We start from the raw sequence: 18524 nt of genomic DNA, 5'->3' as shown, positions 1-18524 counted from the left end.
CACCGTGAGCGACGCCCCCATCGAGACCCCTGCCGACGACGAGCTGCCGGAGCAGATGCGCATCCGCCGCGAGAAGCGGGACCGGATCCTCGCCAGCGGCCGACAGGCCTACCCGGCCGGCGTCGCCCGCACCCACACCCTCGCCGAGGTCGTGCAGGGCTGGGAGCACCTCGAGACCGGTGAGGAGACGCAGGACGTCGTCACCGTCGCCGGACGCGTGATGTTCGTGCGCAACACCGGCAAGCTCGCCTTCGCGGCGCTGCAGGAGGGCATCGGTACCCGCCTGCAGGTCATGCTCTCGCTCGCCGAGGTCGGCGAGGAGGCCCTCGCGATGTGGAAGGCCGATGTCGACCTCGGTGACCACGTCACCGTCACCGGCCGGGTCATCCGCTCCCGTCGTGGCGAGCTGTCGGTCATGGCGACGAGCTGGGAGCTGGCCTCCAAGGCGCTGCGCCCGCTGCCGGTCCTGCACAAGGAGCTCTCCGAGGAGAGCCGCGTGCGCCAGCGCTATGCCGACCTCGTCGTGCGTCAGGAGGCGCGCGACATGGTGCGCACCAAGGCGGCTGCGCTGCGTGCGGTGCGTTCGACGCTGGACGGCGAGGGATTCATCGAGGTCGAGACGCCCGTGCTGCAGCTCGTGCACGGCGGTGCCGCGGCGCGTCCCTTTGGCACGCACATGAATGCCTTCTCGCAGGACATGTCGCTGCGGATCGCGCTGGAGCTCAATCTCAAGAAGGCCGTCGTCGGTGGCGTCGACAAGGTCTACGAGATGGGCCGCATCTTCCGCAACGAAGGCGTCGACTCCACGCACAGCCCGGAGTTCACGATGCTCGAGGCCTATGAGGCCTATGGCGACCAGCGCACCATCGGTGAGCTGACCCGGCGCATCTACCTCGCGGTCGCCGACGCCATCGGCTCGCGGGTCGTCGAGACCCCGCAGGGCAGCGTCGACCTCGATGGTGAGTGGCGCTGGCTGCCCGTCCACACCGGCCTGTCCGAGGCCGTCGGTCGCGAGATCACCCCCGACACCCCTGTCGACGAGCTGCTCGCGATCGCCGCCGAGCGCGAGATCGAGGTCGACGCCGCGCTGCCGCAGGGCAAGCTCGTCATGGAGCTCTTCGAGGAGCTCGTCGAGCCGACGCTGCTGCAGCCGACCTTCGTCTGCGACTACCCCGCAGAGGCCCAGCCGCTGGCCCGGCGCCACGACGAGGACCCGCGCCTCATCGAGGCCTGGGACCTCATCATCGCCGGCGTCGAGCGGGCGACCGGCTTCACCGAGCTCGTCGACCCGGTGGTCCAGCGCGAGGTGCTCACGGAGCAGTCGCTCGCCGCCGCGGCGGGTGACCCCGAGGCGATGCAGCTCGACGAGGACTTCCTGCGGGCCCTCGAGTACGGCGCCCCGCCGATGGGCGGTATCGGCATCGGCATCGACCGGATGGTCATGTTCTTCACCGGTGTCGGCATCCGCGAGACCATCCTCTTCCCGCACCTCAAGCCCGAGGCCTGATCATGGACTTCATCAACGACTGGTGGCCCTATGCGGCGGCATTGTTGCCGACCGTCGGCGTCGCCTTCCTCTTCTACTGGATCATCCGCTACATGCTCGAGGCGGACCGGCGCGAAAGGAAGGCACTCGCACAATGGAATGCCGAGCACCGGAAGAATGCCGAAGAATCCACAAAGGACAGCGACTGAATAGGTCATTCACGTCATGAATGACTATCGTGGGAATGACATTTCCCCACGAACGGAGAATTCCCATGGCACAGCGCGTCCAGGTCATCCTCGAAGATGACATCGACGGCGGCGATGCGAGCGAGACCGTCACCTTCGGTCTCGACGGAGTGACCTACGAGATCGACCTCAACGACCGCAACGCCGCCGCCCTGCGCGACGCCGTCGCCCCCTATGTCGGTGCCGGCCGCCGCGTGTCGGGCCGCCGCTCGACCGGGTCCGGCTCCGGGTCGCGCACGAGCAGCTCCGAGCTGGCCAAGATCCGCGAGTGGGCCCGGGCCAACGGCCACGAGGTCTCCGACCGCGGTCGCATCAGCCAGAAGGTGCGCGACGCCTACGCCAAGGCCAACGGCTGAGCGCGCTCACGACCGACGAGCTGCAGGCCCTGGCCGTGCAGCTCTCCGGGCATCTCGCCGTCCTCGAGGTCCGGGTCGCCGACACCGGTGACCCGGACCTCGGTGTGTCCCTCTCGGCCGCCGTCGACATCGCGCCGCGGTGGATCGAGACCTATCGCGACCTGACGATCGCGCAGTCCGGCAGCGCGCCGGCGGGGATGCCCGCGGCCTTCGTCCTGCAGTACCTGCTCGACCCGATCGCGTCGACGATCGCCACGGCCGCAGCGGTCAGCCACGTGGTGCTCGACGCGGATGCCGGCCGGTGGTCGATCGGGCTCGACCCGACCTATCTCTACCCGGTCGCCGTCCAGCTGCGTGCTGCGGACGACCGGCTCCTCGTCGACCGGGAGGAGCGGCTCGAGGTCGCCCGGGCCGGCTACCTCGCGACGGCCACCGACATCGCGACGCGGCTGCCGACGCCGACCCGGATGAGCAGCCGGCAGCGCCTCGGCATGGCCGAGGACCTCTGGCAGATGGCCCTCGCCAGGGTCGCGGGCGAGCCTCCGCCGCAGCGGCGCTCGTGCTGCCTGATCTACGCGCTGCCCGGATGCGCCCCGTGCGCGGGGTGCCCGCGTCTGCGCTGAAGAGGCGGCGGCTTCCGCGTGTGCGGGCCCAAGGTTGTGTGTGCAACTGGTAGCTCAGCGGGCCGGCGCGCGCTGAGGAGCGTCGCTGGCGCGCAGGACTACCGGTTCAACACACCTGCATCCGTCGGCGCTGTCTCGGCGGAGGAGGGGCCGCGTCCCGAATGTACGATCTGGGGTACATTCTGAGCGCAAGCGGGCGACAGAACGTCCGTGAGCGCTGGATCTGTACGTCGAGCTGCATCCATGGAGGCTGCTGTGCGCATCGCGATCGTCGGCTGCGGCGAGGTCGGGACGACCTATCTGCGCGCCCTCGCCGAGCACGGCGAGCACGACGTGGTCGTCGTCGATCCGGCACCCCGCGACCCGCTCCGCGAGATCGTCGCCGCCGGCGGGCCGACCCTGCTCGCCGAGCCGGGTGAGGCGCTGTCCGGTGCCGACGTCGTGTGGGTGTGCGTCGCCGGCGACATCGCCCACGAGGTGCTCGCCGGACTGCGCCCGTGGCTGCGGCCCGGTGCGAGGGTGCTCGACCTGACGACCGCGTCGCCCGACGACAAGCGTCGCTCCGCCGGGCTCCTGGCCGACCACGCGACCTATGTCGACGTCGTCATCATGGGCGCCATCGCCATGGGCGGCGTCGCCACCCCGCTCCTGGCGGCCGGCCCGGAGGCGTCGGCCGCGACTGCCGAGCTCGCCGCGATCGGCGCCCCCGCGCGGGTGCTGCCCGGTGCCGGACCCGGCGACGCCGCGGCCCTCAAGCTGCTGCGCAGCATCCTGACGAAGGGGATCGAGGCCCTCGGGGTCGAGTGCCTCGCCGCCGCAGAGGCGCTCGGGGTGCGCGAGGAGCTGCCCGTCGTCCTCGCCGACATCGACACCGGCGGTCTGACCCCCTTCGTCGAGGCGGTCGTGCGCACCCACCCGCAGCACGCCGAGCGTCGGCGCCACGAGGTGCGCCGCGCCGGCCGACAGCTCGCCGACCTCGGCCGACCCTCCGCACTCGTCGACGCCGTCGAGGCGCGCTTCGCCGAGACCGTCGACGCCACCTGACCCACCACCGACAGGAGCACCCATGGACCTCGGGATCACCGGACGGACCGCCCTCGTCCTCGGGGCCGGCAGCGGCCTCGGCGAGGCGATCGCGCACGCGCTCGCGCAGGAGGGGGTCACCGTCGTCGCGGCCGGCCGCACCCTCGCGAAGGTCGAGGCGACCGCCGCCGACATCACCGCCGCCGGCGGCCGCGCGCACGCGCTCGCCTGGGACCTCGCCGAGCTCGACGTCGTCGACGAGCGGGTCCGCGCCGCCGAGGAGCTCGCCGGGGGCAGCATCGACATCCTCGTGAACAACACCGGGGGCCCGCCGCCCGGTGGCGTCCTCGGGCACGAGCAGCAGGTGTGGGAGACGCACTTCCGCTCGATGGTGCTGTCGGTCATCGCGATCACCGACCGGGTCGTGCCCGGTATGCGCGAGCGCGGCTGGGGCCGGGTCGTCACGTCGACGAGCTCGGGCGTCGTCGCGCCGATCCCCGGGCTCGGCCTGTCGAATGCGCTGCGCAGCGCCCTCGTCGGCTGGTCCAAGACCCTCGCCGGCCAGGTCGCCCGCGACGGCGTGACGGCCAATGTCGTCGTCCCGGGCCGGATCACGACCGAGCGCACGGCCTTCCTCGACGCGAGCCGGGCGGAGCGCGAAGGGCGCCCGGTCGAGGAGGTCGCGGCCGAGAGTCGCGCGACCATCCCCGCGGGTCGCTACGGCGAACCGCACGAGTACGGCCAGACGGTCGCCTTCCTCGCGAGCGTGCCGGCCGCCTACGTCACCGGGTCGGTCGTGCGCGTCGACGGCGGCCTCGTCGCGGCGATCTGAGCAGGAGCAGACATGACCACCACCCGCAAGACCATCACCCGCGAGACAAGCGGCGTCTACGCCATCGCGCCGACCCCCTTCGAGCCCGACGGCACCGTCGACCTCACGAGCCTGGACCGGCTCGTCGACTTCTACGGCGAGGTCGGCGTCGACGGGCTGACCGTGCTCGGCCAGCTCGGCGAGGCGCCGAAGCTCGACCAGGACGAGGCCGTCGACATCGCCCGCCGGGTCATCGCCCGCACCGACGTGCCGGTCGTCGTCGGGGTGAGCTCGCCCGGCTTCGCCGCGATGCGCTCGCTGACGGCCGCGGTCATGGACGCCGGTGCCGCCGGCGTGATGATCGCTCCGCCGCGGACCCTGCGTACCGACGACCAGGTCGTCGGCTACTACGCCGGGGCCGCCGACGCCATCGGGACGGACGTCCCCTTCGTCATCCAGGACTACCCGCTGACCTTCGACGTGCAGATGACCCCGGGCGTCATCGCGCGCATCGCGCGGGACACCCCGGGCGCCGTCATGCTCAAGCACGAGGACTGGCCCGGGCTGGACAAGATCAGCGCGCTGCGCGAGCTCGAGGCGAAGGGGGAGATGCCGCGGCTGTCGATCCTCACCGGCAACGGCGGGCTCTTCCTCGACTACGAGATGGAGCGCGGCGCGGACGGCGCGATGACCGGCTACTGCTTCCCCGACCTGCTCGTCGACGTCGTGCGGATGTCGCGGGCGGGGGAGGGCGAGGCCGCGCACGACCTCTTCGACGCGCACCTGCCGCTCATCCGCTACGAGCAGCAGCCCGGCGTCGGGCTCGCCGTGCGCAAGCACGTGCTGCAGCGCCGCGGGATCCTCGCGCACGACGCCCAGCGCACCCCGGCTCGGGGGCTGTCGGCGACGGCGCGGGCCGAGGTCGACCACCTGCTCGAGCGGCTCGCGCGCCACGACCCGCGCGCCGAGCTCTGAGATGGCCCGCAGCGACGAGGTCTACGAGACGCTGCGCGCGCAGATCCTCTCCGGGGAGCGGGCGGCGGGAAGTCACGTGCCCGAGGAGTCCCTGACCGAGACCCTCGGGGTCAGCCGCACGCCGGTGCGAGCCGCCCTGCAGCGCCTCGCCGACGAGGGGCTGGTCGTCGTGCGGGCCCGGCGGGGCGCCTTCGTCGCCGACTTCACCCGCGCCGACGTCGACGAGGTCTTCGAGCTGCGGCGGCTGCTGGAGAGCCGGGCCGCGCAGCGGGCGGCGGCGCACCGCACGGACGAGCAGGTGGCCGGGCTTGGGCGGCTCGTGGACGAGATGGCGGCGCTGCCGACGCACGACCGTGACGCCCTGCACCGCAACAACCGTGACTTCCACGAGCTCGTCCTCGAGGCGGCCGCCTCCCCGCGGCAGCAGCGCATCGTCACCTCGCTCGCGCGCAGCTCGCCGACGCAGGGGACCTTCTTCGACTACGACGACGAGGACATCGCGCGCAGCCTGGACGTCCACCGGCTCATCGCCCGAGCCATCGGTGAGGGGCGCGGCGAGCTCGCGGGCGAGCTCATGGCCGCGCACATCCGGATGGCGCACGAGAGCTTCGTGCGGCGGCGCTTCGCCGAGCAGGGGTAGCGCCCGGGATAGGTCAGGCCGGGTAGACGTGAGGCCGGCAGGGGCCGCGTCGGCCGGCTCAGTCGTCGAGCAGCGGCGCGAGCAGGTCACCGTGCTCGTCGAGGCGGTCGAGCACCTGCTCGATGTCGAGCTGCTCGAGCGCCTCGGGGTCCTCGGCCCCGGCCTCGACCTCGTCCCAGGTGCGCGGCGCCGCGACCCACGGATCGTCCCGTCCGCGCATCGAGTAGGGGCACACGGTCGTCTTGGCCGCGACATTCTGGCTCCAGTCGAGGAAGACCTTGCCCGGGCGCAGCGTCTTGGTCATCTTCCACAGCACGAGGTCGGGGTGCTTGCGCGTCATCTCCTGCGCGAGCTGCTGGGTCAGGTCGCGTACCTGGTCGCTCGTGAGGTCGCCGCCGAGCCGCGCGTAGAGCTGCATCCCCTTGCTGCCCGAGGTCACGGGGTGCAGGTCGAGCCCGAGCCCGCCGAGCCGATCGCGCAGCAGGAGCGCCACCCGTGCGCACTCGTGCAGCCCGGCGGGCTTGCCCGGGTCGAGGTCGATGACGAGGCGGTCGGGGTTGAGCGGCGTGCCCTCGTCGTCGACGCGCCACTGGGGCACGTGCAGCTCGATGCTGTTGAGGTTGACGAGGTAGGTCAGCTGGGCGAGGTCCTCGACGAGCGGGTAGGTGACGTCGTGGACGCGCACCCGCGGCAGCCAGCTCGGGGCGCCGGAGGGCAGGTTCTTCTCGAAGAAGCTCTCCCCGCCCGTCCCGTGCGGCCACCGCACCCGCGTCACGGGGCGGCCCGCGAGGTGCGCGAGGACGGTCTCGCCGGCGCGGGCGTAGTAGCTGAGGATCTCCCCCTTCGTCGTCTCCGTCGCGGGGTACATGACCTTGTCGAGCGAGGTGAGGCGCATGGTGCGGCCGCCGACCTCGACGCGGGTGACGGTGCCCTTGGGGTCAGCCATCGGCGGTCTCCTGCAGGTCGGTGGCGGTGAGGTCGGCGCGCACCCGCTGGAAGGACGGCTGCCGCAGCCGCCCCCCGCTGCTGCGGCCCAGGCTCGCGACGTCGACGACGAGCTGCGGGGTCACCCAGGTGGTTCCGGCAGCGTCCTCGCGCGGCACCTCCGTGGCGAAGGGGGAGTCCGTCACCTCGAGCGGACGCAGCCGCGCCAGCAGGGCGGTGCCGGCCCGGCCCGCGAGGCCGGAGCCGACCCGCCCGACGAAGTCCCACCCCTCGGCGCCCGGCAGCCCGACGAGCACGGCACCCAGGCGGGTGCCGTCGGTCTCGGGGCGCCAGCCGCCGACGACGACCGAGATGCTGTCGCGGTGGGGCAGCTTGAGCCAGTCGGGTGAGCGCCGGCCGGGGGAGTAGGGCGAGGTGCGGCGCTTGGAGACGATGCCCTCGAGGCCCTGCTCGGCGGTCGCAGCGAGCAGACCTTCGCCGTCATCGTGGACGGGTGGGACGTGCACGCGCGGGCCGTCGAGCTCGAGCTGCTCGAGCAGGGCGCGACGGGCCGACCACGGCTGACGGGTGAGGTCCTGACCGAGGAGGCGCACGACGTCGAAGACGACGAAGGTCACCGGGTGCGCGACCGCCGCCCGGGCCGCGCGGCGCGCGTCGCCGATGTGCATCCGCTCGGCCAGGGCGCCGAAGCTGGGCCGCCCGTCGACGAGGGAGACGACCTCGCCGTCGAGGAGCATGTCGTCGTAGAGGTCGGCGAGCGGGACGAGCTCGGGGAAGGAGACCGTCACGTCGCGACCTGACCGGCTCGTCAGGGTGAGGCCACCGCCGCGGACGTCGGCGAGGACGCGCATGCCGTCCCACTTGACCTCGTGCGCCCACTCGGGGCCGCGCGGCACCGCGTCGGCGAGGGTGGCGAGCATCGGGCGCATGGGTCCATCCTGCCCGGTCCGTGGCGTCGAGCCGCGTGGGATGCTGTCGCGCATGCCGACCCACCCGACCCGCCGGATGCTGCTCGCGGCCGGTGCCGCGGTGGGGGCGACCGGCGGGGCCGGGCCGCTGCTCGGCGCGTGCGGGCGCCGGTCGTGGGATGACCTCGAGCCGGCGGAGCTGACGCTCGCCACGGGCAACCCGGGTGGGGTCTTCCACCGATACGGCGAGGCCCTGGCGAAGGCCTGGCAGGAACGACTGCCGGGCATCACCGTCCACACGCGGGGGACCAATGCCTCGGTCGACAACGTGCGCGAGGTCGCTTCCGGGGTGAGCGACGTGGGCTTCAGCCTCGCTGACACCGCCGCCGATGCCCGGCGGGGTCGTGGGGTGTGGAACGAGCCGGTCGACCTGTGGGCGCTCGCCCGTGCCTACGACAGCTTCGTCCACCTCGTCGTGCGTGCCGACTCGGACGTGCGTGCCGTGACCGACCTCGCCGGGCGCCGCGTGAGCCTGGGCGCGAGCGGGTCGGGGACGCGCGGGATCGCGTGGCGGTGCATGCGCGCGGCAGGCCTGACGAGTGATGAGTTCCGGCCCGTCGCGGAGACGCTGCAGCGGTCGGCCGATGCGCTCGCGGCGGACCGGCTCGACGCCTTCTTCTTCGTCAGCGGCCTGCCCAACACCGCTGTGCTGCACCTGTCGCAGGCGCAGGACATCCGGCTCGTGCCGCTCGGCCACCTCGTGCCGCGGCTGGTGCGGCAGCACGGCAGCGAGTTCTCCCGGTCGTCGATCCCTGCCTCGACCTACGACCTCGACCGGGCCGTCGACACCGTCAGCGTGCAGAACTACCTGCTCGTGCGCCGCGACCTCGACGAACGCCTCGTCCACGCCCTCACCCGCGTGCTCTTCGAGGCGCAGCCCCGTGTCGACGAGCTCGCCCACGGCGTGCGTCAGCCCAACATCGGCACCGCCATCTACACCTCGCCGCTGCCGCTGCACTCGGGCGCGCTGCGCTACTACCGGGAGCAGCGCGACTAGGTCGAGCGTCTCGTCGGCTGTGCCGTTGCTCCGTACGGTGAGCAGGGTCGCCGGGCTCGGGTGAGCGTCGGGGCGGGCTGGGCACTCCGCCGTTGCTCCGTACGGTGAGCAGGGTCGCCGGGCTCGGGTGAGCGTCGGGGCGGGCTGGGCACTCCGCCGTTGCTCCGTACGGTGAGCATCCGGTCCTCACCCGCGGTGAGCCAGGTGCATCGGGTCCGATCCAGCCCGGCAGCACGTCCGCCGCTCCGCGTGTGGCGGGCGGTGATGCCGTGCTCGGGGTACGGAGCAACGGCGTAGTGGCCATTTCGCTCGGCCAGTGGCGTCGTGCCGGGTGGTCGTGCTCGGGGTACGGAGCAACGGCGTAGCGGCCCATCCGCCGGCACTGATCGTGTGGGCCGGGCGCTCGTGCTCGGGGTACGGAGCAACGGCGTAGTGGCCCATCCGCCGGCACTGCTCGTCGTGCCGGGTGGCCCCGCCCCGGGCTACGGCGCCGGGAGCACGAGCGTCACGGCGAGCCCGCCGGTGGGGTTCGCGTCGGCGAGGTTCGCGCCGGGCGACGAGGCCGGGCCCACCTCGAGGTCGCCACCGCAGTCGGCGAGGCGGGCGCGGACGATGGCGAGGCCGAGGCCGGTGCCCGGCACGTTCTGGTGGGCCCGGCCGCGGAAGAAGCGCGCGCCGACCTTGGCGACGTCGTCCGGGTGCAGGCCGGGCCCGCCGTCGGCGACCCGCACTCGGACCGTGGGCACGCCCCCTTCGCCTGCGGGGGCCGGGGCGACCTGCACGCTGACGAGGACGGGGGAGCCGGGGGCGAACTTCGCCGCATTGTCGAGCAGCGCGTCCATCGCGGTGTCGACGACCTCGGCGCTGGCCAGGGCGATCGCCGACGGGGGAGTGCGCACCTCGAGCGCGGCGAAGACCGGGTCCCACATCTGGCAGCGGTGGCGCACGAGGGCGGCGACGTCGACGGGCTCGGCGACCACCTGCGTCGCCCCGACCTGGCTGAGGTGCAGCAGCGACTCGACGGTCGCGCTCAGCCGGTCGGTCTCCTCGAGGACCGGCTCGACCTGGTCGCGGTCGACCCCGTCGGAGGCCAGGCCCTCGACGCGCAGCCGCAACGCCGTCAGGGGGTTGCCGAGCTGGTGTGCGGCGTCGGCGACGAGCTCGCGCTGCTGCGCCTGCGAGGCCTCGACGCTGTCGGCCATGTCGTTGAAGGACCGGGCCAGCTCGCGCAGCTCGGGCGGGCCGGTCTCGCTCGCCCGCGCCCCCATGTCGCCCGAGCTGAGCCGGGTCGCCGTGCGGTCGAGCGCGTGCACCGGCCGCAGCACCCACCCGACGAGCGGCCGGATGACTCCGAAGACGGTCAGCAGCAGCGTTGCCAGGGCGAGCGCACCCATGAGCGCCAGGCGCACCGTCACGTCGCTGCGGACGCCGTCGGTCGGGGCGGTGACGATGACGGCGCCGAGGACCTGCGCGTCGCGCCCGACCGGGGAGCCGACGAGCATCGGTTCGTCGCGCCACGGCCACGCGGTGTCGGGTGGCACGGTCGTCGCGCCGGTGAGGGCACGCGTGACGGCCTCGTCGGTGGCCGTGGCGGCGCCTGCACCGCCGGCGCCGGCTTCTCCACCGCCGGCGGCGGCTTCCCCACCGCCGGCGGCGGCATCGCCACCACCGGCAGCCACCACGACGTCGCGGTTGGCGTCGACGACGAGGACCGAGCCGCCGTAGACCTCCGTGTAGCGCTGCAGCTCGCTCTCGAGCGTTGCCGTCTCGTCGGTCTCGATGGCGCTCTCGGCGAGCACGGCGAAGCGCGCGACGTCACCCAGGCGGCCGACGAACTGGTCCTGCGTGCGGTCGGCGGCGTGGGCCGCGAGCAGCGGCACCATGAGCGCCAGCAGCAGCATCGTCAGCAGCGGCAGGGCGATGACGAGCATCCGTCGTCGCACCGCTCACCCCTGCGCGTTGATCCGGTAGCCGACGCCGCGCACGGTCTCGATGAGCCGGGGTCGGTCGAGCTTGGTGCGCAGCGCGGACACGTGCACGTCGAGGGTGCGCGAGGCGCCGACCCACGAGGTGTCCCAGATGGACTCCATGAGCGACTCGCGGGTGACGGCGTCGCCGCCGGCGTCGATGAGGGTCGACAGCAGGTCGAATTCCTTGCGGGTCAGCGTCACCTCCACCTCGCCTGCCCACACGCGGCGGGCGCCGAGGTCGAGGCGCACGTCGGCGACGTGGTCGAGCGACTCGGGGACGCCGTGGCCGGAGCGGCGCATGACGGCGTCGATGCGCGCCATGAGCTCGGCGAGGCGATAGGGCTTGGTGACGTAGTCGTCGACCCCGGCGCGCAGGGCGGAGACGACCGAGGGCTCGTCGCGGCGGGCGGTGACGGCGATGATCGGGACGTCACCCTCTGCGCGGATGCGTCGGCACACCGACAGGCCGTCCTGGTCGGGCAGCCCCATGTCGAGGAGCACGAGGTCGGCCCCCGGCACGGCCGAGAGGGCCTCCGCGGCGGTGCCGGCGCGGGTCACCGTGAGATGGGCTCGGCGCAGGGCGGGGGTCAGGGCCGCCACCACGCGGTCGTCGTCCTCGACGAGCAGGACTCGCATGTCTCTCCGTTGAGCAGTGGTGCAGTCGTGCCGGGGCCCAAGGTCAGATGTATGTAAAGTCCGTGCGGCTCCGGCCCGGGTGTGACCCGGATCGCACCTAACTTACCCGGCATGCCAACGGACAGCGTCGCCCGTGAGCAGCAGCTCACCCCCGAGCCCGTCGACGTCGACACGATCGTCGCCGACTACGACGAGGAGAAGCCCTCGCGGCAGCTCTCGCCGCGCCTCGACCTCCTCGTCGGGGTGTGGTGCTTCCTCGTCGCCCTCTTCGTCCTCAAGCAGGTCTTCGACCCGGTCGAGCAGGGGAGCCAGTACTACCTCGTCCTCTTCCTCGCGGTGACCCTGCCCTTGGTCTTCCTCACCTACCGGATGCGCGGGCGAAGGGAGCGGGCTGCGGACATCGACCCCGGCACCGACACCGTGGGTCGGGTGCCGCAGAAGGACGACCCGGGGATCCTCGACTGGGTGCTCGCGGCCGTCGCGATGCTCGTCGGGCTCTACCCGCTGCTGCCGATCCCGCTCAACGAGCTCGGCTTCGGTGGCTACGAGGGCTTCCTCGACCGGCAGGGCTCGCTGCTGACGATGGACATCGTCGCCGGCCTGATCCTCATGGTCCTCGTCCTCGAGGCCACCCGGCGCACGACCGGCCTCGTCCTGCCCGTCGTCTGCGTCGTCTTCTTCGCCTACGCCTACTACGGCGGCTTCCTGCCCGTCGGCTGGTCGATCAGCCACCTCGGGCTCAACATCGAGCAGATCGTCAACGCGCTCTACAACGAGGCGTCCGGCTTCTTCGGCGTCCCGCTCGACGTCGCGGCGACCTACATCGTCCTCTTCACGATGTACGGCGCGGTGCTCGACCGCATGGGCGCCGGTCGCTTCTTCGTCGAGTTCAGCTTCTCCCTCTTCCGCAAGTCCGCCTCGGCCCCGGGCCGCACGACGGCCCTCTCCGGCTTCCTGCTCGGCACCGTCTCCGGGTCGGGCACGGCGACCGCCGTGACCCTCGGCTCCTTCGCCTGGCCGATCCTCAAGCGAGCCGGCTACCCGAAGGAGGCGGCCGGCGGCATGCTCGCCGCCGCCGGCATCGGCGCGATCCTCTCGCCGCCGACGATGGGCGCCGCGGCATTCATCATCGCCGAGTACCTCGGCGTCTCCTACGTCGAGGTGCTCATCTGGGCGATCGTGCCGACGCTGCTCTACTACCTCGGCATCTTCTTCGCCGTCGAGATCGACGCCCGCCGCTTCGGGGCCAGCCGCGTCGAGCTGGCGATCGTCAACCCCCTTCGCCTGCTCGTGCGCTCCGGCTACCACTTCATCAGCCTCGGCGTCATCGTCTTCTTCCTCGCCATCGACGTCCCGCCCTTCAAGGCGGTCGTCTACGCGACGGCCGTGGCCGCCCTCTTCGGCCTCGCCGAGGCGGTGCTCTCGCGCCGGCGCGTCGTCAGCGGCTTCGACGAGGTCGACGGCGAGCCCGAGCGGCTCGAGCTCGGGGCCTCGCTCAAGGACTTCGGCGTGCGCCTCTACACGGCGCTCAGCTCGGGCATCCGCTCCGCGCTGCCGGTCATCGCGGTCTGCGCCGCGGCCGGCATCATCACCTCGGTCATCGCCAAGACGGGCCTGGGCCAGATCCTCTCCGACGTGCTCGTCAAGGCGGCCGATGCCATCGCCTTCAACGACGCCTCGCTCATCATCCTCTCGGCGCTCTTCTCCGCCGTCGCGATCCTCATCCTCGGCCTGGCCGTCCCGGTCACGGCGTCCTTCATCCTCAGCTGGGTGATCATCGGGCCGGCGCTCATCGCGCTGGGTGTCGAGTCGCCGCAGGTCGCGATGTTCATCTTCTACTACGCGGTGCTGTCGGAGGTGTCGCCGCCGACCGCGCTCGCGGCCGTCGCCTCCGCGGCGATCACCGGGGGCAAGGTCATCCCGACGATGATGCAGGCCTGCAAGTACACGCTGCCCGCCTTCCTCGCCCCGATGGCCTTCGTCGTCACGGACAACGGAGCCTTCCTGCTCGCCGAGGGCGGCTTCGTCGACATCGTGTGGGCCTTCCTCGTCGCCGGCACCGCGGTCGCGGCCCTGGCCGTCGCGACGACCGGCTGGATGTTCGGCCCGACAAGCCGGCTCGAGCGGGCGCTGTGCGTGCCCGCCGCACTGCTCCTGCTCTACCTCGTCCCGCTGTCCATCGCCCTGGGCTTCGCCGTATTCGCCCTCGCCATCGTGCTGCACCTCGTGCGACGACGGGTCGCGGGCGGCTCCACCCCGACACCCGCCACCTGACCTCCCTTCGACCCCGCCACACCCACCCCCTCAGAAAGGCTCGATGATGCGCCGTACCACCACCCTCACCGGACTGACCCTGGCCGCCGCCCTGACCCTGTCCGCCTGCGGCGGGCAGCAGGACCGCAGCGGCGACTCGGGCGCCGCCGCCGACAGCTGCGAGACCGGCCAGGGCCGGCTCAACATCGCGACCGGCAACTCGACCGGCGTCTACTACGTCATCGGCGGCGGCCTGGCCAAGATCGTCAACGACAAGACCGACCTGCAGGCGACCTCCGCCGAGACCGGGGCCTCCGTGCAGAACATCCAGCAGGTCGTGGCCGGCGACTACGACGCCGGCTTCTCCCTCGCCGACACCGCCGCCGACGCGGTCAACGGCTCGGGCTCCTTCACCGAGAAGCAGGACATCCGCACGCTCGGCCGGATCTACTCCAACTACACGCAGGTCGTCGTGCGCAAGAAGTCCGGCATCGACTCGATCTCCGACTTCAAGGGCAAGACGATCTCGACCGGCTCGCCGAAGTCGGGCACCGAGGTCATCGCCAACCGGCTCATCGAGACCTCCGGCCTCGACCTCAAGGACGTCAAGCGCCAGCGGCTCGACCTGACGAAGACCGTCGACGGGATGAAGGACGGGTCCATCGACGGGCTCGTGTGGTCGGGCGGTCTGCCGACGCCGGCCATCACCGACCTCTTCACCTCGATGGGTGACGACGTCGAGTTCATCGACATCACCGACCAGCTCGGCGACATGCAGAAGGTCAACGAGGTCTACGAGGAGTCGACGATCCCCGCCGACACCTACGACCTCGACGCCGACGTGCCGACGATCGCGGTGCCCAATGTCATCGTCGTGCGCGAGGACATGGAGGACAACGTCGCCTGCGCCCTGACGAAGCTCATGATCGACGAGAAGGACGCCCTCGTGAAGGTGCACCCGGCCGCTGAGGAGATCGACGTCAAGACGATGACCGAGACCGGCCCGATCCCGCTGCACGCGGGTTCGGAGCGCGCCCTCGAGGAGGCCAAGTGAGCAACGCCGCCCAGAGCCCGCTCGGGCTCTTCGCGACCGACGAGCTGATCGGTGAGGAGGAGCGCGCGATCCGGGACACGGTGCGGCGCTTCGTCGACGACCGGATCCGTCCGGGGATCGCCGGCTGGTACGAGGAGGGTTCCTTCCCCGTGCGGGAGCTGGCGCCCGAGCTCGGCCGGCTCGGGGTGCTCGGGATGCATCTGGAGGGTTACGGCTGTGCCGGGACCTCCGCGACGGCCTACGGGCTGGCGTGCATGGAGCTCGAGGCCGGTGACTCCGGGCTGCGCTCGCTCGTGTCCGTCCAGGGGTCGCTGGCGATGTTTGCCATCTGGAAGCACGGCAGCGAGGAGCAGAAGCAGGAGTGGCTGCCGCGGATGGCTGCCGGGGAGGCGATCGGGTGCTTCGGGCTGACCGAGCCGGACTTCGGGTCCAACCCGGCGGGTATGCGTACCCGCGCCCGACGCGATGGTGACGACTGGGTGCTCAACGGCAGCAAGATGTGGATCACCAACGGGTCGGTCGCCGACGTCGCGGTGGTCTGGGCGCAGACCGAGGACAAGGTGCGTGGCTTCGTGGTGCCGACGGACACCCCCGGATTCTCTGCCCCCGAGATCAAGCGCAAGGTGTCGCTGCGGGCGTCGGTGACGAGCGAGCTCGTGCTCGACGACGTGCGGCTGCCCGCGGAGGCGGTGCTGCCGGAGGTGGCCGGGCTCTCGGGGCCGCTGTCGTGCCTCAACGAGGCGCGCTTCGGCATCGTCTTCGGTGCGCTCGGCGCGGCCCGTGACTGTCTCGAGACGGCGATCACCTACTCGCGGGAGCGGGAGATCTTCGACAAGCCGCTGGCGGCCTACCAGCTCACGCAGGCCAAGCTGGCGGACATGTCGCTCGAGCTCGGCAAGGGCATGCTGCTCGCCCTGCAGATCGCCCGCATCAAGGACGAAGGGAGGATCCGCCCGGAGCAGGTGTCGCTGGGCAAGCTCAACAACGTCCGCGAGGCGATCGCCATCGCGCGGGAGTCGCGCACGATCCTCGGTGCCGCCGGCATCACGCTGGAGCACCCGATCATGCGGCATGCCAACAACCTCGAGTCGGTCCTGACCTACGAGGGCACGAGCGAGGTCCACCAGCTCGTCATCGGGCGAGCCCTGACCGGAGAGGCCGCCTTCCGTTGATCACCCCCGGTGCCCTCGAGGGCGTGCGGGTCGCCGACTTCAGCCGAGTGCTGGCGGCGCCCTACGCGACCATGCTCATGGCCGACCTCGGGGCGGAGGTGATCAAGGTCGAGCGCCCGGACGGCGGCGACGAGACCCGTGCCTGGGGCCCGCCGTGGTCGGACGAAGGGGAGTCGACGTACTTCCTCTCGGTCAACCGCAACAAGACCTCCCGGGTGCTCGACCTGCGCGACGAGGCCGACCGCCAGGTGGCGCTCGACCTCGTCGCGGGGTGTGATGTCGTGGTGGAGAACTTCCGCAGCGGCACGATGGATCGGCTCGGCCTCGGCTACGACGAGCTGTCCGCCCGGCACCCCGGGCTCGTCTACTGCTCGGTGACCGGATTCGGCTCCGGCGCGGGCGCCGACCTGCCCGGCTACGACCTCGTCGCCCAGGCGGTCGGCGGCCTGATGTCGGTCACCGGGTCGACCGAGTCGGGCCCGATGAAGTCGGGCGTCGCGCTCGTCGACGTCATCACCGGCCTGCACGCGGCGATCGGCGTCCTCGCGGCGCTGCGTCACCGTGACCGCACCGGCGAGGGGCAGCGGGTGGAGGTCAACCTGCTCTCCTCGCTGCTGTCGGCGCTGTCGAACCAGTCGTCCACGCACGCCGTCACCGGCGCGGTGCCGGGGCCGATGGGCAACCTGCACCCGAGCATCGCGCCCTACGAGGTGCTCGCCACCGCCGACCGCCCGCTGGCGATCGCGGCGGCCAACGACAAGCTCTTCCGCCTGCTCGCGCAGGGCGTCGACCGGCCCGAGCTGGCCGACGACCCCCGCTTCGGGAGCAATGCCGACCGGGTCGCGCACCGGTCGGTCCTCGCGGCGGAGCTCGAGGACGCCCTGGCGGAGCACGGCGCGGACCACTGGTTCGACGTGCTGTCGGCGAAGGGGGTGCCCTGCGGACCGATCAACGACCTCGGCCAGGCCTTCGAGCTGGCCCGCAGGCTCGGGCTCGAGCCGGTGCACGAGATCCCTTCCGCCGCAGGCGGATCGGTGGCCACCATCGCCCACCCGATCACCCTGGCCCGCACCCCGGCCACCTATCGCACGGCGCCGCCCCCCTTCGTCGTGCCGGGGGAGGGGGCATGAGCCTGCGCGCGGCCGTCGTCGGCGGCGGCATCATCGGGGCTGCCGTCGCGCGGCACCTCGCCGCCGAGCACGACGCGCAGGTGACGCTGCTCGACAAGGAGGAGCACCTCGCCGGCCACCAGACGGGCCACAACAGCGGGGTCGTCCACGCGGGGCTCTACTACGAGCCGGGCAGCCTCAAGGCGACGCTGTGCCGACGGGGCGTGGGCCTGCTGCAGGACTTCGTGCAGCGGCACGACATCGCCTACGAGGAGTGCGGCAAGGTCGTCGTCGCCCTCGACGACGTGCAGGCGGGGCGGCTCGACGACCTCCATGCGCGCGCCGTGGCCAACGGCGTGCCCGGTGCCCGGCTCGTCGACGCCGACGGGCTGCGCGAGATCGAGCCGGCCGCCACGGGGGTGCGCGCGTTGCACTCCCCGCAGACGGCGATCGTCGACTACCCGGCCGTCACCCGAGCCCTGGGCGGCGAGCTCACCGCCGCCGGCGGGCAGGTCCGCCTCGGGCACGAGGTCGTCGGGCTGGAGGAGCAGGGCACCGAGGTGCGGGTGTCGACGGTGGCGCGCGGGGCGCGCGACACCGGCGCCTTCGACCTGGTCATCGTCTGCGCCGGGCTGCAGAGCGACCGGGTGGCCGGCCTGCTCGGCGAGGACCGTGCCCCGCGGATCGTGCCCTTCTACGGCGACTACTTCGTGCTCCCGAGGGAGCAGCGCGATGTCGTGCGGGGCATGGTCTACCCGGTGCCGGACCCGCGCTACCCCTTCCTCGGGGTGCACGTGACCCCACGCGTCGACGGGGTGCTGACGCTCGGGCCCAATGCCTTCCTCTCCCTGGGGCGGGAGTCCTACCGGCGCTCGCTGCCCGTCCCCGCCGACGTGCTCGACGTCGTGGGTTTTGCCGGCTTCTGGCGCTTCGCCGCGGCCAACCTGTCCGCGGCCGTGCGGGAGTCGCGCACCGCGCTCAGCTCACGCAACTTCGTCGCGGAGGCGCAGCGCTACGTGCCGAGCCTCGACACCTCGGGGGCGGTGCGTGGCACGCGGGGCGTGCGCGCGCAGGCCATGGGTTCCGACGGCCAGCTCGTCGACGACTTCGTCATCACCGGCACCGACCGTGTCGTCATGGTGCGCAATGCGCCGTCACCCGGCGCCACCTCGGCGCTCGCGATCGCCGAGCACGTCGTGGGTGAGGCGCTGGCGCGGCGCGGCGGGCGCTGACCTCAGGTGCAGAGCCCGGGCAGACG

At 72.3% G+C, this 18524-nt stretch carries 18 protein-coding genes; 14 read left to right on the top strand and 4 right to left on the bottom strand.

Annotated features, from left to right (window positions below):
• Positions 1 to 55 precede the first annotated feature (55 nt).
• The 8 genes from lysS to NMQ01_RS12830 all read left to right on the top strand — a co-directional run bounded on the left by lysS (position 56) and on the right by NMQ01_RS12830 (position 6162).
• Positions 56 to 1507: a lysine--tRNA ligase gene (gene lysS / locus NMQ01_RS12865; RefSeq protein WP_255186377.1), complete on the top strand. Its 1452-nt coding sequence runs from the start codon at positions 56 to 58 to the stop codon at positions 1505 to 1507.
• Positions 1508 to 1509: 2 nt separating this feature from the next.
• Positions 1510 to 1695, top strand: a complete 186-nt coding sequence (locus NMQ01_RS12860; protein WP_255184315.1) for a lysyl-tRNA synthetase — start codon at positions 1510 to 1512, stop codon at positions 1693 to 1695.
• A 65-nt stretch (positions 1696 to 1760) separates the two neighbouring features.
• The gene (locus NMQ01_RS12855) at positions 1761 to 2090 is read left to right on the top strand and encodes an Lsr2 family protein (RefSeq protein ID WP_255184314.1); all 330 of its coding nucleotides are present in this window, start codon (positions 1761 to 1763) and stop codon (positions 2088 to 2090) included.
• Between the two features lie 35 nt (positions 2091 to 2125).
• Entirely contained in the window at positions 2126 to 2713 is a 588-nt protein-coding gene (locus NMQ01_RS12850) for a (2Fe-2S)-binding protein (RefSeq protein WP_255184313.1), read from the top strand.
• A 243-nt stretch (positions 2714 to 2956) separates the two neighbouring features.
• Complete coding sequence (locus NMQ01_RS12845) at positions 2957 to 3757, top strand: NAD(P)-binding domain-containing protein (RefSeq protein ID WP_255184312.1); 801 nt, start codon at positions 2957 to 2959, stop codon at positions 3755 to 3757.
• A gap of 22 nt (positions 3758 to 3779) precedes the next feature.
• Complete coding sequence (locus NMQ01_RS12840) at positions 3780 to 4568, top strand: SDR family oxidoreductase (RefSeq protein ID WP_255184311.1); 789 nt, start codon at positions 3780 to 3782, stop codon at positions 4566 to 4568.
• A gap of 12 nt (positions 4569 to 4580) precedes the next feature.
• Positions 4581 to 5522 carry a dihydrodipicolinate synthase family protein gene (locus tag NMQ01_RS12835; RefSeq protein WP_255184310.1) on the top strand — a complete coding sequence of 314 codons (942 nt, stop codon included), beginning with the start codon at positions 4581 to 4583 and terminating at the stop codon, positions 5520 to 5522.
• 1 nt (position 5523) lies between these two features.
• Positions 5524 to 6162 carry a GntR family transcriptional regulator gene (locus NMQ01_RS12830; RefSeq protein ID WP_255184309.1) on the top strand — a complete coding sequence of 213 codons (639 nt, stop codon included), beginning with the start codon at positions 5524 to 5526 and terminating at the stop codon, positions 6160 to 6162.
• Between the two features lie 58 nt (positions 6163 to 6220).
• Here NMQ01_RS12830 and ligD (NMQ01_RS12825) read toward each other — a convergent pair whose 3' ends face one another.
• Both ligD (NMQ01_RS12825) and ligD (NMQ01_RS12820) read right to left on the bottom strand, forming a co-directional pair.
• Positions 6221 to 7108, bottom strand: coding sequence for a non-homologous end-joining DNA ligase (ligD, locus tag NMQ01_RS12825; RefSeq protein WP_255184308.1), 888 nt, complete (start codon positions 7106 to 7108; stop codon positions 6221 to 6223).
• Complete coding sequence (gene ligD / locus NMQ01_RS12820) at positions 7101 to 8036, bottom strand: non-homologous end-joining DNA ligase (protein ID WP_255184307.1); 936 nt, start codon at positions 8034 to 8036, stop codon at positions 7101 to 7103. The genes ligD (NMQ01_RS12825) and ligD (NMQ01_RS12820) overlap by 8 nt, the downstream gene beginning before the upstream one ends.
• Positions 8037 to 8088: 52 nt before the next feature.
• Here ligD (NMQ01_RS12820) and NMQ01_RS12815 point away from each other — a divergent pair, with 52 nt between their 5' ends.
• Complete coding sequence (locus tag NMQ01_RS12815) at positions 8089 to 9072, top strand: TAXI family TRAP transporter solute-binding subunit (protein WP_255184306.1); 984 nt, start codon at positions 8089 to 8091, stop codon at positions 9070 to 9072.
• 482 nt (positions 9073 to 9554) lie between these two features.
• On the opposite strand, the gene NMQ01_RS12810 is transcribed toward NMQ01_RS12815, so the two are convergent.
• Positions 9555 to 11015: a HAMP domain-containing sensor histidine kinase gene (locus NMQ01_RS12810; protein ID WP_255184305.1), complete on the bottom strand. Its 1461-nt coding sequence runs from the start codon at positions 11013 to 11015 to the stop codon at positions 9555 to 9557.
• Between the two features lie 3 nt (positions 11016 to 11018).
• Positions 11019 to 11678, bottom strand: a complete 660-nt coding sequence (locus NMQ01_RS12805; RefSeq protein WP_255184304.1) for a response regulator transcription factor — start codon at positions 11676 to 11678, stop codon at positions 11019 to 11021.
• Between the two features lie 111 nt (positions 11679 to 11789).
• Between NMQ01_RS12805 and NMQ01_RS12800 the strand changes: the two genes are divergently transcribed.
• Genes NMQ01_RS12800 through lhgO form a run of 5 tightly spaced genes read left to right on the top strand, consistent with a single transcriptional unit; the run spans position 11790 to position 18498 of the window.
• Positions 11790 to 13952 carry a TRAP transporter fused permease subunit gene (locus tag NMQ01_RS12800; RefSeq protein ID WP_255184303.1) on the top strand — a complete coding sequence of 721 codons (2163 nt, stop codon included), beginning with the start codon at positions 11790 to 11792 and terminating at the stop codon, positions 13950 to 13952.
• 43 nt (positions 13953 to 13995) lie between these two features.
• On the top strand, positions 13996 to 14985 hold the full coding sequence (locus NMQ01_RS12795; protein WP_255184302.1) for a TAXI family TRAP transporter solute-binding subunit: 990 nt from the start codon (positions 13996 to 13998) through the stop codon (positions 14983 to 14985).
• Complete coding sequence (locus NMQ01_RS12790) at positions 14982 to 16157, top strand: acyl-CoA dehydrogenase family protein (protein WP_255184301.1); 1176 nt, start codon at positions 14982 to 14984, stop codon at positions 16155 to 16157. Before NMQ01_RS12795 ends, NMQ01_RS12790 begins: the two co-directional genes overlap by 4 nt.
• Entirely contained in the window at positions 16154 to 17287 is a 1134-nt protein-coding gene (locus NMQ01_RS12785; protein ID WP_255184300.1) for a CaiB/BaiF CoA-transferase family protein, read from the top strand. The genes NMQ01_RS12790 and NMQ01_RS12785 overlap by 4 nt, the downstream gene beginning before the upstream one ends.
• Positions 17284 to 18498 (top strand): L-2-hydroxyglutarate oxidase, encoded by a 1215-nt coding sequence (gene lhgO / locus NMQ01_RS12780; protein ID WP_255184299.1) that lies wholly within the window; start codon positions 17284 to 17286, stop codon positions 18496 to 18498. The genes NMQ01_RS12785 and lhgO overlap by 4 nt, the downstream gene beginning before the upstream one ends.
• The last annotated feature ends 26 nt before the right edge of the window (positions 18499 to 18524 follow it).

Source organism: Janibacter sp. CX7 (assembly GCF_024362365.1).
Classification (GTDB): domain Bacteria; phylum Actinomycetota; class Actinomycetes; order Actinomycetales; family Dermatophilaceae; genus Janibacter.
The sequence above is the reverse complement of the archived record's forward strand: the minus strand, read 5'-3'. Positions and strand labels throughout refer to the sequence as shown.

What these genes read in the sequence shown, in the direction of transcription:
- lysS (WP_255186377.1), top strand. Translation starts at nt 56, where the DNA reads ATGCGCATCCGCCGCGAGAAGCGGGACCGGATCCTCGCCAGCGGCCGA.
- NMQ01_RS12860 (WP_255184315.1), top strand. Translation starts at nt 1,510, where the DNA reads ATGGACTTCATCAACGACTGGTGGCCCTATGCGGCGGCATTGTTGCCG.
- NMQ01_RS12855 (WP_255184314.1), top strand. Translation starts at nt 1,761, where the DNA reads ATGGCACAGCGCGTCCAGGTCATCCTCGAAGATGACATCGACGGCGGC.
- NMQ01_RS12845 (WP_255184312.1), top strand. Translation starts at nt 2,957, where the DNA reads ATGGAGGCTGCTGTGCGCATCGCGATCGTCGGCTGCGGCGAGGTCGGG.
- NMQ01_RS12840 (WP_255184311.1), top strand. Translation starts at nt 3,780, where the DNA reads ATGGACCTCGGGATCACCGGACGGACCGCCCTCGTCCTCGGGGCCGGC.
- NMQ01_RS12835 (WP_255184310.1), top strand. Translation starts at nt 4,581, where the DNA reads ATGACCACCACCCGCAAGACCATCACCCGCGAGACAAGCGGCGTCTAC.
- NMQ01_RS12830 (WP_255184309.1), top strand. Translation starts at nt 5,524, where the DNA reads ATGGCCCGCAGCGACGAGGTCTACGAGACGCTGCGCGCGCAGATCCTC.
- ligD (WP_255184308.1), bottom strand. Translation starts at nt 7,108, where the DNA reads ATGGCTGACCCCAAGGGCACCGTCACCCGCGTCGAGGTCGGCGGCCGC.
- ligD (WP_255184307.1), bottom strand. Translation starts at nt 8,036, where the DNA reads ATGCGCCCGATGCTCGCCACCCTCGCCGACGCGGTGCCGCGCGGCCCC.
- NMQ01_RS12815 (WP_255184306.1), top strand. Translation starts at nt 8,089, where the DNA reads ATGCCGACCCACCCGACCCGCCGGATGCTGCTCGCGGCCGGTGCCGCG.
- NMQ01_RS12805 (WP_255184304.1), bottom strand. Translation starts at nt 11,678, where the DNA reads ATGCGAGTCCTGCTCGTCGAGGACGACGACCGCGTGGTGGCGGCCCTG.
- NMQ01_RS12800 (WP_255184303.1), top strand. Translation starts at nt 11,790, where the DNA reads ATGCCAACGGACAGCGTCGCCCGTGAGCAGCAGCTCACCCCCGAGCCC.
- NMQ01_RS12795 (WP_255184302.1), top strand. Translation starts at nt 13,996, where the DNA reads ATGATGCGCCGTACCACCACCCTCACCGGACTGACCCTGGCCGCCGCC.
- lhgO (WP_255184299.1), top strand. Translation starts at nt 17,284, where the DNA reads ATGAGCCTGCGCGCGGCCGTCGTCGGCGGCGGCATCATCGGGGCTGCC.